The sequence below is a fragment of the Pseudoalteromonas sp. SG43-5 genome (genome assembly GCF_014164345.1).
GTDB lineage: Bacteria > Pseudomonadota > Gammaproteobacteria > Enterobacterales > Alteromonadaceae > Pseudoalteromonas > Pseudoalteromonas distincta.
The window spans coordinates 78,707-91,457 of record NZ_JACJFA010000005.1; the positions used below are offsets into that span (position 1 = coordinate 78,707).

10 protein-coding genes are annotated in these 12,751 nt (G+C 37.5%); 3 read left to right on the plus strand and 7 right to left on the minus strand.

All coding sequences use genetic code 11. From position 1 onward, the window contains the following. Window positions 1-49: 49 nt before the first annotated feature. Window positions 50-880: a formyltetrahydrofolate deformylase gene (gene purU / locus H5161_RS07220; protein ID WP_024597310.1), complete on the minus strand. Its 831-nt coding sequence runs from the start codon at window positions 878-880 to the stop codon at window positions 50-52. Window positions 881-1,086: 206 nt separating this feature from the next. After that, a complete protein-coding gene (locus H5161_RS07225; protein WP_182725105.1) occupies window positions 1,087-2,973 on the minus strand; it encodes a hypothetical protein in 1,887 nt (628 codons plus the stop codon). A gap of 312 nt (window positions 2,974-3,285) precedes the next feature. Here H5161_RS07225 and H5161_RS07230 point away from each other — a divergent pair, with 312 nt between their 5' ends. From H5161_RS07230 to H5161_RS07240, 3 genes are all read left to right on the plus strand, one after another. After that, on the plus strand, window positions 3,286-4,263 hold the full coding sequence (locus H5161_RS07230; protein WP_154903681.1) for a DNA topoisomerase IB: 978 nt from the start codon (window positions 3,286-3,288) through the stop codon (window positions 4,261-4,263). Between the two features lie 210 nt (window positions 4,264-4,473). After that, a complete protein-coding gene (locus H5161_RS07235; protein ID WP_182769002.1) occupies window positions 4,474-5,799 on the plus strand; it encodes a murein L,D-transpeptidase in 1,326 nt (441 codons plus the stop codon). An 11-nt stretch (window positions 5,800-5,810) separates the two neighbouring features. Further along, window positions 5,811-6,812 carry a D-Ala-D-Ala carboxypeptidase family metallohydrolase gene (locus H5161_RS07240; RefSeq protein WP_182769003.1) on the plus strand — a complete coding sequence of 334 codons (1,002 nt, stop codon included), beginning with the start codon at window positions 5,811-5,813 and terminating at the stop codon, window positions 6,810-6,812. A 275-nt stretch (window positions 6,813-7,087) separates the two neighbouring features. Here the strand turns inward: H5161_RS07240 and pelG are convergent, their stop codons facing one another. The 5 genes from pelG to H5161_RS07265 are packed head-to-tail and all read right to left on the minus strand — an operon-like array spanning window position 7,088 to window position 12,740. Next, on the minus strand, window positions 7,088-8,452 hold the full coding sequence (gene pelG / locus H5161_RS07245) for an exopolysaccharide Pel transporter PelG (protein ID WP_024597305.1): 1,365 nt from the start codon (window positions 8,450-8,452) through the stop codon (window positions 7,088-7,090). Further along, window positions 8,440-9,957, minus strand: a complete 1,518-nt coding sequence (gene pelF / locus H5161_RS07250; protein WP_182769004.1) for a GT4 family glycosyltransferase PelF — start codon at window positions 9,955-9,957, stop codon at window positions 8,440-8,442. The genes pelG and pelF overlap by 13 nt, the downstream gene beginning before the upstream one ends. After that, window positions 9,950-10,933 (minus strand): protein PelE, encoded by a 984-nt coding sequence (locus H5161_RS07255; RefSeq protein WP_182769005.1) that lies wholly within the window; start codon window positions 10,931-10,933, stop codon window positions 9,950-9,952. The genes pelF and H5161_RS07255 overlap by 8 nt, the downstream gene beginning before the upstream one ends. After that, complete coding sequence (locus H5161_RS07260) at window positions 10,930-12,228, minus strand: PelD GGDEF domain-containing protein (protein WP_182712257.1); 1,299 nt, start codon at window positions 12,226-12,228, stop codon at window positions 10,930-10,932. Before H5161_RS07260 ends, H5161_RS07255 begins: the two co-directional genes overlap by 4 nt. Beyond that, a complete protein-coding gene (locus H5161_RS07265) occupies window positions 12,225-12,740 on the minus strand; it encodes a hypothetical protein (protein WP_002958938.1) in 516 nt (171 codons plus the stop codon). Before H5161_RS07265 ends, H5161_RS07260 begins: the two co-directional genes overlap by 4 nt. Window positions 12,741-12,751: the final 11 nt, after the last annotated feature.

Sequence of the window (12,751 nt, forward strand, 5' to 3'; positions counted from 1 at the left end):
CAATGCTGGCATTTTTTATATGTAGAATAATTGAGCAGTTGGATTAATGCTAAGAAAACACCACGGTTTTATTACCATTAATAAATAGCTTATGCTCTGAGGCAAGTTGAAGTGCTTTACAAAACACTGTTTTTTCAACATCTTTGCCCATTTTAGCCATCATTTCGGCGGTATTAGCATGTGTAACGCTGGTTACATCTTGCAAAATAATAGGCCCTTCATCAAGCTCATTATTAACAAAGTGAGCGGTAGCACCAATAATTTTTACACCGCGCTCAAATGCTTGATGATAAGGTTTAGCCCCTATAAATGCTGGCAAAAATGAGTGATGAATATTAATTATTTTACCTTCAAATCGACCCACAAATTCAGGACTTAAAATACGCATGTATTTAGCAAGACCAATAATGTCAGGATTGTAACTGGCAATTAAATCGCCTACCTTTTTATCATGTTCGCTACGGGTTAACCCTTCGTGCGATACAACATGAAATGGCACACCAAACCCTTTAGCTAGCGGCTCTAAATCAGCATAGTTAGCAATTACAGCGAGTACTTCAATATTAAGAGTTTGTTCAAATTGCTTTAACAGCATACCACCTAAACAATGAGCTTCTTTAGTTGCCAGTAAAACTACTTTAGTTTTTGCGCCGCAATGTAGCGCAAGTTTAGCGCCTTGTGGCAACAGTGCGCGTAATTGATCTAAAAAGTCGCTTTGTGGCTCACCTGTAAGCTCTGTACGCATAAAAAATCGCTGCGCGTCTTTATCTACAAATTCGTTGTTACGCGTAATGTTTAAATTATTTTTATGGCAAAGCCCTGTAATTTTAGCTATTAAGCCTACATCATCAGCACATTGGGTGGTTAGTATATAGCTCATTGTCCTCATTCTTACCCTGTAATTAATCCTTTCATTATTTGTGTTTTGGCACATAAAGCAAGGGCTTTGTGAACTAATCCAATATTAATCATGTTGTTGAGTGCAAAAGAGGTAATAAAGTTAAAAAGTATTGAATAGAGGTTAAAAAAAATGCCACCTAAGTTAACAAGGTGGCATTAATAAAAGTTATCTAGGTTTGAGGTTAATTAACCCTTGGGCTCGGGAGATAAGTTTTCTTCTTGTCTTAAATACCCGGCAGCTTCTTCATCATCTTTCGTTATCGCTTGCTGAGTAGGTATAGCGCGCGTTTGTTGGTTTAGTTGATGTATTTGTGACGCATTACCTAAATCACGCTCACTGGTGATTGAGGCGATAGATTCGCGGTCTTTTAAGAATGAAATAACGTCTTTTTTGATTGCTTGTAATTGTCCTTCGTCTTTATGCATTTCCATAATGTGGCGAGGATGTTCAAGGTTTTTCATACCTGTTGCAGCAAACGTAGTAGAGATAACACGAGAAACAATAATCCAAGGCGTTATGCTACTGCGTACTAAAGTATTTTCTGAGCGGGTGCTATCGTGAATACCAGTACCTGTTGATATTTTAGACTCAGTAAAAGTGCCTTCACATTTAAAGTACACAAGCAGTGACTCAAATTGCATTTCTGCAAAAAATAGATGCGCTGTGTTTGCAAGTAACTGCGCAAATGCTTTAATAAGTACGCCTATTAGCAATAAGTGAAAGCTTGTCATTAATAGCTCACTAAATTGAATGACATGTTGGTTATTAAATGCCTGTTTAAAACTATTAATATTTGCCGCATCAATGTAATGGTAAATATTAATAAACGAATACGCTAAAAGTACAGTAAATGCTAACGCTACAATATAAAGTAAGTTACCGCTCACCAAAGCAAGTAATCTCGCGAGTGTAAAGTTTTTACCTAAGTCCATTGAGTGCAGTTTAGGCTGAATCTCTTGGATCATTTCACCTTTAAAACCGCCTTTACCTTCTATTTGTTCTTGAAGCTTAGGGTCTAATTCTCTGTAAACTCTGTTAGGTACTTCTTTATAACGGCGATTAGCCATTACTAGGTTATCGAGGTTTATGAAAATCTCGTCTGGATGAACAGACTCTTGCCAGTTTTCACGTAGTTCAGATACTTCAGCTGAAGGGGTAACTGAATTTAAACGCGCTTTAATCATGATAAAAGCAAGCGCACAGCTTAGAGTTGCTAATACAATAATTGCAATTAAGTACATTCCAGCATGAAGACTAGGCAGTTGCTCAAGCCAGTTATCTATTTCTTGTTTACTAATGTGCTGCTCTTTCATCAACCATGACATAGAAAGACCAATAGCGATGGGTAAAATAAAAGATAAAGAAATAATTTTAGCGAGTGCACCAGTACCAAGTGCTTCAATATTCTTTTCTGCATTTCGAGAGATAGGTTTACCTGTAGAGCGCCACGAAAAAAGCACGTAAAACATTAATATTGCACTATAGACCGGAAATGCTAATTCCCCAGCTTCACCGGTAAAGCCCGACAAAGATACAAATGCAACAAGGCCATAAGCAATAAGGGCGACAAAGGTGCTTACCCATGAGCCAAATAATCGCTGGGCAACATTTCGAATAGGATATGGTAGAAACAATAACTTAGGGATTAAGCTGTGAAGTAAGCGTGATAAAAAACCATTAGGCTCTTTAAATGTACTGTTTTTACGACCAACCAGCATTTCTTCAAGTGATTGCGCTGTGTAGGCTACTTCTTTTTGTTCTTCTTGAGCGGTTGATGCTTGCGATTTACTGTAGTTATAAGCAAGTGAAGTTGGGTGGTTTCTACCTACAAAGTATTTAAGTGTTGCGTAAATACCTGCCGATAGTGAGCGAATGCCGAATGCTAAAATAAGCATGCCAAACACCATTAAAATCCAACCCGCGGTTGTATCTTCTTTCACAGAGCCCGCAGCAATAACAAGTAAACTAATACCTGCTATAGACTCAATGAGTCCTCTTAATGCTGTTACTTTACCTTCCAGTTTGAAGGGGTTTTTTAGTCCAAGATCAATCGATCCATAATCAAAAGCCATTGAATTCTCCATTTAAACAGCACCCCAATTGCGGGGGACAAAGTGTAATTAATCTGAACTTAGGGTAATAAATCTATCTCAAGTAGCTTTTTTTAGCGCTAAGTGCATCGAGTTTAATCGTAATAGGCTTGTTGCTGGCGCGTAAGTTCGACCTACTTTTACGAAAACCTAAATAGAATTATTAATATATATTAAGTATTTATAATTGTTGTTGGTTTTTTATTATATATCAATAATCTTGTTCAGTTTAAGGTTATTTTAAAGTGATACATTTTGTATTCCGACGCATGCTTAAATATAACTGGAGGGTTAATGAAGCTAATTTATGTAGACGATAATTTACCAGGGATCACTCGTAAACTTAAACAGAAAAGTTGGCTTTACTTTGATCCAATCGGTAAGCAAATAAAAGAGCAAAATGTGATTGATCGTTTGAATGGATTGGCATTTCCGCCTGCCTATAAAAACGCTTGGTTTTGCCCAGAAGAAAACGGACATATTTTAGCGACAGGATTTGATAGTAAGGGGCGAAAGCAATACCGTTACCATCCTGAATTTAGGGCGCAACAAGAAGCAAAAAAATACCAAGCATGTGGAGTATTTGGTAATAAACTCCCTTTGTTAAGAGCGCGTTTAGAAACAGACTTACAAGGCGATGAGCTTAATATTGAACGCACTTTAGCAGCAGTTGTAAGACTTATGGATTTAGGTGCGCTGAGGGTAGGTAACGAGCGTAACGTAAAGCAAAATAAAAGTTTTGGTGCGACAACATTACGAACACGCCATGCACAACTCACGGGCAAAAATATTCAGCTAAAATATCGTGCCAAATCAGGTAAAGAACGTGAAGTAAATATAACCGACAGGGTGCTTAGCCATGTTATAAAAGACTTACAAGATTTACCCGGGCAGCATTTATTTCAGTATATAAATGAAGGTGAGCGCACAAATGTTACATCAAGTGAAATAAACCAATATATTCAGCAAATAATGGGCGAGGAGTTTAGTGCAAAACACTTTAGAACTTGGCGAGCAAGCGTTATTGCATTCAAACAATTAGCTAAAGCTAAAGGGGCGCTTAGTTTAAAAAACATGCTTGATAGCGTATCTGAGCAACTTGGTAATACTCCCGCTATAGCACGCAAATCTTATGTGCATCCCGATTTAATTACGCTGTGTAAAGAAGATGAAGATACTCAAACTGCGTGGAGAGAGTCTCTTTCATTACCACGAAAAACAAAGTACTTGAGTCGTTATGAACGTGGTTTTTTAGCTTTTTTAAAAGATTAATTGCCATAGCAACTTTACACACTTGAGCATAGTAATTACATATTCTCTAGTTTAATTTATTAACGTTTAGAATAAGATTTTTTAAAAAGTCATTAAATTTCAATTGTTTATTTTGAAACTTTAATTTGGCATTACCGTTGCACCTCCAGTGTACTACTTAGTGGTAAGTACATAAGCATTTATCAACGATATTTAGCGAGGAGGTACACAGTGAAGGGGTCATTTTCAAATCAAGCGCTTACTAAAGCAAAGGGTTTTACTTTAAAAACTGCATTGTTTATTGGCATGAGCGGCTTATGCTCAGCACCAACACTCGCTGCCAATGAGCTTGAAAGTGTGGTACTCGCTAACTCTTCACTAACTACTTACAACTCACAAAAGTACGTGCAAGCAGATGACACCTACTACTTTGACCAATATTCAGCGCAGTTAATTGAACGTACAGAAAAAGCCATTAATTGGTATCAAGAAATAGTTAACAAAGGTGGTTTTACACACTTATATAACGATGAATTGCTTGAACTAGGCAGTAATAATAAACAAGTGAGCTTACTTGCACAGCGTTTATACCAAGAGCGTGACTTAAAAATTAACGTTTGCGACGAAGCTATATGCACGTTTGATAAAGATATAGAGCAAGCTGTTAAGCAATTTCAAACCCGCCATGGTTTAAAAGTTGATGGCCGAGTGGGTAAGCGTACTTTTGCATCGCTTAATGTGCCCGCACAGCAAAAACTCGATAAATTAAAACTTAACTTTTATAGAATAACTAACTTTGCAGGCGCAAGTGATGAGCAGTATGTGTATGTAAATATTCCTGAATACAGCTTACGATTTGTAAAAGCGGGCGATGTAAAATTAAAAAATAACGTAATTGTAGGTAAACCAAGTTGGGAAACACCTGCATTTAGCGACGAAATAGAAAAGTTTGTAGTTAATCCTGAATGGCGTATACCCACCTCAATTGCCACCAAAGAAATTGCTCCAAAGGTAGCCGAGGACCCTGACTATCTTGTAAAAAATAATATTGAAATTAGAAAAAACAGCTACCTAGACTCACAAACTGTTAATCCAAGCAATATTGATTGGGACTCTATTAAGCCGTACCAATTTGATCACTTTTTAGTAAAACGTGCTGGTGAAGAAAACCCCCTAGGGGAAGTTAAGTATTTATTCCCCAATGCCGAAGCAATTTATGTTCACGATACGCCAGCAAAGCACCGCTTTAGCCAAGCAAACCGAGCCTTATCGCATGGCTGTATAAGAATAGAAAAGCCTTTTTCGTTAGCGCGTGAAATTATTAAGTACGAAGGAGAAGCGCAAACACTCAATAATATGGACAGCGCACTTGCTCAAAACAGTACTCAGACGTTTTATTTAGATGAGCCTCTTCCTATTCATTTAGTTTATTGGACTGCATGGGTTGACGAAAATAAGCTGGTTAACTTTAGAGATGACATATATCAACGCGATAAAAAAGCACTATTAAAAAATGATGAACAGTCGGTGATTGCCGCTTTATTAAAAAATAAATAATGAGAGGGTTTATGCAATTTATTCATTATATTTCTATCGCCATATTTACAATTATATTTAGCAATAGTGTATTTGCTGCCGCGCCTACAAAGCCTGCGCATCAGGTAGTTGATATAAAAAACAAAGCCAACTTTGAAGATGCAGAATTTAGCCTAAAAATTAACGATATAGTTATGCCATATTCGGTGTTTTCAGTATTTGTAATGCCCAAAGAGCAAGTTGAGTTTGAAGTGCTTTTTGCGCAATCAAAAAATGCTTACACGCTAATTAACACTCAGGGGAAATCTAAGCTTACAGACACCAACCGTTGGCAATGGCAAGCACCCAAAGAGCCTGGTTTAACAACGGTAATTATTGAGTCGCCCGATAAAAAACAGCGTATGAAAATCAACGTATTTGTAAAAGTACCGGCAGACAATGTTGAAGGAGGAAAGCTCAAGTATTACCACATTGGGCACTACCCTAAACCTTCACAGATTAAAGACGCTTCACACTACATAGTGCCCGATGGCTTTGTGAAGGTAACGCCTGAAAATGAAAGCGTAAAAATATCACCTCACTTTTCACTAAAGGAATTTGTTAGTAAGCAGCGAAGTAAGTACCCAAAGTATTTATTTTTACAAAATAAGTTGTTACTTAAACTAGAAAAAATACGCAAAGAACTGATTTTAGAAGGTATACCGGTTAGTAATATGGTGGTTATGAGCGGTTATAGAACTCCGTACTACAACAAATCAATTGGCAATGTAAAACTTAGCCGACATGTATTTGGTGATGCTGCCGATATTTTTATAGATAACGATGGCAACTACCGTATGGATGATATTAATAATGACGGTAAGCATTCAATTGGTGACGCTGAAGCGATCGCCGATATAGTGGAGTCGTTAGCTAGACGTGAATCATTTAAAGGTTTACTAGGTGGTTTAGGTATTTATGGGCCTAAGTCGCACAGAGGCGCATTTATACATGTTGATACGCGTGGCTTTAAAGCGCGATGGGTGAGTAAGTAATGGCAACGGCTACCTCATTTAGCATAAAGCTAAACTAGTTAAGTCTAATTGTACAAGAGATTAGCTAAGCCAAGGTAGGGTGGCTTGGTTTTTATAAGCCCTTTGTTTTATAAACATTTTATACATTTACTGAGCTAGTCTTTTTTGCTTTAAACTGAGGCGCTTATATGAGCTATAAACATGGTGTGTATCAGCCGCTTTCCAATAATTAATTATTTTAATTTTGTACGAAAAGCTTTAAATATAAAGGCTGCATAAGCAGCCTTTATATTATGCTATTGCAGCATAAACGTTTCGTATTCTAAATCTTCAAATTGTTTAGAAAGCCAAAATAACCCAACAACAGAGGTAACAATAGTTGAGAGAGCAAAGCCGTAACCATAAAATTGCGGCCCAAAAGCGATTGATAGCAAAGTTAAAACAACGTTTATTACCAAAAATAGCCCCGCTAAAAATAGGACGGTTGAGCGTTTATCTAAATAAAACAAAATATTTAAAATAGACAAAAATATAACTTGTACACCCACACCAACTACATCAATAAATAAAAGCGTTTTATAGTTTGGATCAATACCAATAAAGGTAAGTATTTGCTCGCCCCATAATAATAAGCACGCTACGGTAATACCTTGAATTTTAAATATATCGTATAAACCGGCACGTGCAGTTTGGATCATATTATCTTTTAAATAGTAAATCTCTTCTAACGATGAACCCTCTCGAATAGCTGTGTAAAAACGGTCGTATTCTTCTACAAAGTCGGTTTCCATTTTTACTAAAAATACTGCCATACCGGGAATAATAGACAAATAGGCTAAAAATATAGGCAAGTCGTAAATTGGGCTGGCTCGTAACGTGCCAATAATTTGAATTGATGTGCTTGGTGAATACCAAAAAATGATTTTATCAGCCCACACACCAATGTTATAAAACAGACCACAAAAGAATAGGCTGTAATACACTTTTTTATTGCTTAAAAAGTCAAAGCTTATAAGTTTTTCACCTGGGTAGCGGCGAATAATCATAAACAAAAAGCTAAAAAAGAGCAGAGCTTCGCCTGCAAAAAACGCAAAAAATAAGCCGTCTAACTGCCAGTCTCTTAATAAATATGCAAGCAATACCATAAAGGCGTAACCACTTAGCATAGTTATTAAAATTAACCGGTATTCTTTCATACCTGATAGAAAAATAGCGCCAAGCCACTGATTACATAAGCTTACAAAGGCACCTAAAATTATAATCTTAGTAACAACAGGTATAGGGAGCATAGGCCATACAGCCAAGCCTACCAATAGCGCGGCTATTGTTGTTATAAGTTGCGCACCAAGTAAATTAGGCAGTACCTTTGCCTCTTCTTTTTGAAAAAATAAATCGGCAATAAATCGAGTTAATAATAACTGCAAGCCACCCGTTAAAATAAGTGAAGCTGCCATCATGTAGGTAACAAGCGTTAAAAACTGAATAATAAGTACTTTGGGTAATACAACGCCTAAACTTAAAATACCAATTAGCATTAACGCTACAATAGAGAGCAGCCAAGGGCCTGAGCCTATTAAGCCCGCGTAGCCGTATGCTTCAAAAACTGAGAGCAGGGTATTTTTTTTGAGAATTTTTCGTATCTCAAAACCTATTCCGGCCATGCCATTGTATCCTTATAAAGTTTATCGTAACGGGCAAACATGTGGCTCTCGTCATAAAATTCTTGTACGCGGTCTAAACCACTTTTTTGATACTCAAGCCAAACTTGCTCATTTGTTAGCATGTTTGATATTTGTTGTGCTGTTTCGCTAGGTGAAGCAATTGAGACAACTTCACCGGCTTTACCTAATGCTTTATCTTCATCAGTTCCGCCTTCGATTATTTCGCGGCACGAGCCAACATCACTAGCAAGTACAGGCACACCGGCCGCCATTGCTTCTAAAAGTACTAAAGGCTGCGCTTCGGAAATCGAGGTTAAAGCTACAATTCCGAGCTTAGGCAAAATTTTGGTAATATCTTGCATACCTAAAAACTTTACACTGCTTTGTAAATCAAGACTGCCTACAAGTAGTTCACACTCTTTGTAATATTGCGGATCTTCTTCATAAGGGCCGATGATCCAGCCTTCTACTTCAGGCAGCATCGATTGCGCCTCTTTAATCGCACGTATAAAGGTTTTAATATCTTTTATAGGCACTACACGTCCAATTAATCCAACAACTGGTGGTATCTGTTTTGGACGCTGCTCAAGCGCTTCAATAAAGCGCACTGTTTTAATTCCATTAGGTACAACAAATGCTTTTTCTGGCGCTGCACCATCCTTTATTTGGCGCTGCCTGTTACCGCCGTATAGCGAAATGACCTTATCTGCTTCTTGGTATGTTGTTCGGCCGATTTGCTCAAAAAAGCTGATCCACATACGGCGAATAAAGCCCATTTCGGTATTTAAGTTTTTACCTAGGCTTTGCTCAGACTCTTTGATCCAACTGGCTTGAATAAGATCTATTTTTCTCTCTTTGGTGTAAATACCATGCTCGGTCAACAAAAAGGGAGTATCGCTTATTACACTGGCACCAGATCCTAAAATACCAGCATACCCAGTAGATATTGAGTGAATAAGTTTAACCTTTGGAAGTCCACGTGCAATTTCGGCTATTTTAAATAGCGGTTTATATAAATTGCGGTATGACCAAAAAAAGTCAATAAAAGAGGATTCATCACAAAAAGTTGAATAGTAATTGGTGAGTACTTGCCACGATGATTCACTATATAAAAAGTCGGCTTCGTTAATACCGTCTTTTTTAGCCAAAGTCTCAAATGCAAACTTTAATAACTCAGTTGGGATGGGCTCATCACAATCTCTAAAATAATTTTGTAGCTGCTGCCAAAAATCAAAGAGTTCTTTTTTATATTTAACGCCATGCTTGGCTTTTATTTCAGAAGTGTCATTTTCCACTAAATAATGTACATGCAGCTTTGTAACATTTTTAGGCAAAGTATATTGAATCTCGCCATAATGCTCTGGTGCTCCACCTATAAAAACAAGCTCAAAGTTATAATGAGGTAACCCTTCAATTATTTGATGAACCCAGCTAGATACGCCACCACGTACATAAGGGTAAGTGCCTTCTAAAAGCAGTAAAATGTCTGCATTTTTATTACTCATGCCAATACTCCTGCAAATGACGTAATTCACTGCCCTTAGGTTGTTCTGGGAGTTCTTTTAAGTAGCGTTTACAGTCGTCAAACTTGTTCATACAAAAGGCAACTTCGGCTTTATAAGGCAATACATGGCGCCTTGCCATACCAAACTCAGTTGCTTTAAGTAGATACTCATGGGCTATTTCGTATTTGTCTAAGGCTAAAGATATGCGCCCTAAAAATATAAAAGTTGCAGGTGTTTTTACGTGCTCAATACTTTGCAATGCAAGTGCTTCTGCTTTTTCTAAAACGTATTTACGCAGTGCGCCTTGGGCTAAGCCTAAATAGCTCAGTTCCCAATAAAGTTCGGCTAGCTGTTTTTGTAAATGACTCAATTTTGGCTGCTTAGTTGTAACTGCTATTTCTTGCTGATACAAACTGATTTTTTCGTTAAGTTTGGTTTCTTTACCATCAAGGGTTGAGTAGGCGAGTAGTCGAATATCATCTTCTAAATCTTTAAGTGCTAGCTTTAAAATAGGAATAGCTTGTGAGTCACTCATGTGACGAGCCGCCATTACAGCACTTAAACGCTTATTTGGCTCATTAGCGTGCTTCAAAATTGCTTTAAGTCCGCCAATTGAATAGGTTGGATTTGCTGATATTGCTCTGGCTTCAAAAGGAAGCTCAGGTATTTTATGCTCCTCTATTTCTATCTCGTCATTCTTGAGAGGTTTACAAAGAGCAAACGTAAGCGCTACTACAACACCTATAATTCCAAGTACTGGTAATGTAAACAATAATAAAAACATGAGTAGCAAAGAGCTATAAGGAGTCGTTTTGTATTTTTTAGGTATAAAAACATAACTAACAATAGCAAAAAAGATACTAGCGATAGCATGCAATAATATAGCTAAAAACCAATTAGGTGTTTCCAGTACTTCTATTAGTGCAAAGTACTGACAAATACACCCTAATATAGCCGCTACAATAATTATAATCATGAAAGTGAAACCAATCTCTTTATGTCATCTGAGCTTATAGGTAGTGCAAGTTGCTGCTCAATAACAATATCAAGCTCAGCTAAAGTGCTACCAGTGCGCTCTTTACACCAAGTGTTCATTCGGGCGATAAACCCTGCTTTTTCAAGTTCATCAGCTAATGGCATCAATAGCAGTAATACCTGATTTTGATTATCGTACAAATAAATGTCTAAACCACGACGGGCTTCACTTAAATAACTCATAAGTTGAGTGGATTTATCAGTAATATTATTAGCTTTTATTTTTAGTAGCTGCGATGGAATGTTGTATCGTTTTGCTTCTTTATTCGCACGTTTAACTTGGCGAATAAAGTATGGATACTCTTCATAAGTCATTACTGGGTTTGTTATTTCATGGCGCAGTAGGTCGCCAATATGCCCAGCCATTACAGCAAGTAATGTTAGAGTTGTATTTTTAAGCGCAAAAAATTGTATTCTTTCAACCAAAATAGCGCCGTAAATAGTATTGTTTACGTCGATAAGTGGGATTGCCATATGGTATTTACTTATACCCGATGATGCTTTTTCGTCTTTTACCGATACTAATTCTTTTTCTTCGATCATCGCTAATATAAGAGGATCGTTTTTAGCTATTTGACTCATCTTACCTATAGAGGCAAGTGGTGGTTCTAAAACACTGTCGTTTTCAACTTTATATAACCCCGCTCTTTCTAGCGAACCGTACTCAACAAACAAGTCGATTATTTTTTGCGCTGCGCTATCAAGTCTTCTTTCTTTTAATAGCCCGATAGAGGTTCTTACTGCTTGTAGTGATTCACGTAAACTTAACGTATGGCCAGCTAGCATTTGCTCAATTCTATCGTGAGATGAATTAATTAAATGATACTGACGAGTAAATGTTTCAAGACGATCTGTTACGTACTCAAGCTGAATACTTTGCTGTTGATTAGTACGCTCCCACACATCCCTAAATTCGCCTGTGATCATAATTACAATAATGTAGCCAATCATAGCGTTAATATTGAAGTCGCTTTGCGGTGATAAAATATTTGCTTGAAGTAAAAAAAGTTGGCCAACAAGCAAACATAAAATACTAATAAAGCCTTTTGAAAAGCCATAGCGTAAAGAAACTAAAAGTGGGCCAAGTACAGGCCACGAAAACCCTCCCTCAGTCCAAAATGGGTCCTGTGCGTTAAATAATACAGGCAGCCCTAAAGCAAGCGCGGTAAATATAAATACCTCAGCCCATATTTGTAGCTCAGGAACGTCTCTTGGTCTAAGGAAATGTGTTTTCACTCACTAACCTCTATATAAGAAATTAAATCGGCAATCACATCTTGTGCTGTTGCTGCAATGCTATCGCGGCCCCAGCCACTTTTAGCAATAGTACCTGTCCAAACTGGTGTGGTTTGTCCATTTACAGTGAGTGATAATGTAAGTGCAACAACAGGTTCGCCATCAAGGCCTGCTTTATAGCGCCACTCTTCAATGCTGCCTGTTAGTACATAGTCAGCTTGTTGAGTGCTTAACCATTGCATAGCATTGTCTAAACGGTATTGATCATCCAGTGGTGGAAGCTCTTTGCTGTTTACGCGAGGTGCACGTATTAGAGTTGGTAATTTATTTTGTTGCCAAATGCTGGCTAAAATATCTTCAGCACGCTCACCGGCAAGCGGTGTTTGAGCATGATTAACAAGCGGCATTAGTGCCACTGTTTTTGAAGGGCTAAGCTCTATATCATCAGCAACTCTGCTGGTGGTACATGCTGATAATAGTAATACCAAACACGGTATAATTAAACGAAACATACTCTCTCCTA

Bases quoted from the DNA above. Each gene is read 5' to 3' on its own strand.
- H5161_RS07230 (WP_154903681.1), top strand. From the start codon at position 3,286: ATGAAGCTAATTTATGTAGACGATAATTTACCAGGGATCACTCGTAAA.
- purU (WP_024597310.1), bottom strand. From the start codon at position 880: ATGAGCTATATACTAACCACCCAATGTGCTGATGATGTAGGCTTAATA.
- pelG (WP_024597305.1), bottom strand. From the start codon at position 8,452: ATGGCCGGAATAGGTTTTGAGATACGAAAAATTCTCAAAAAAAATACC.
- pelF (WP_182769004.1), bottom strand. From the start codon at position 9,957: ATGAGTAATAAAAATGCAGACATTTTACTGCTTTTAGAAGGCACTTAC.
- H5161_RS07240 (WP_182769003.1), top strand. From the start codon at position 5,811: ATGCAATTTATTCATTATATTTCTATCGCCATATTTACAATTATATTT.
- H5161_RS07225 (WP_182725105.1), bottom strand. From the start codon at position 2,973: ATGGCTTTTGATTATGGATCGATTGATCTTGGACTAAAAAACCCCTTC.
- H5161_RS07265 (WP_002958938.1), bottom strand. From the start codon at position 12,740: ATGTTTCGTTTAATTATACCGTGTTTGGTATTACTATTATCAGCATGT.
- H5161_RS07255 (WP_182769005.1), bottom strand. From the start codon at position 10,933: ATGATTATAATTATTGTAGCGGCTATATTAGGGTGTATTTGTCAGTAC.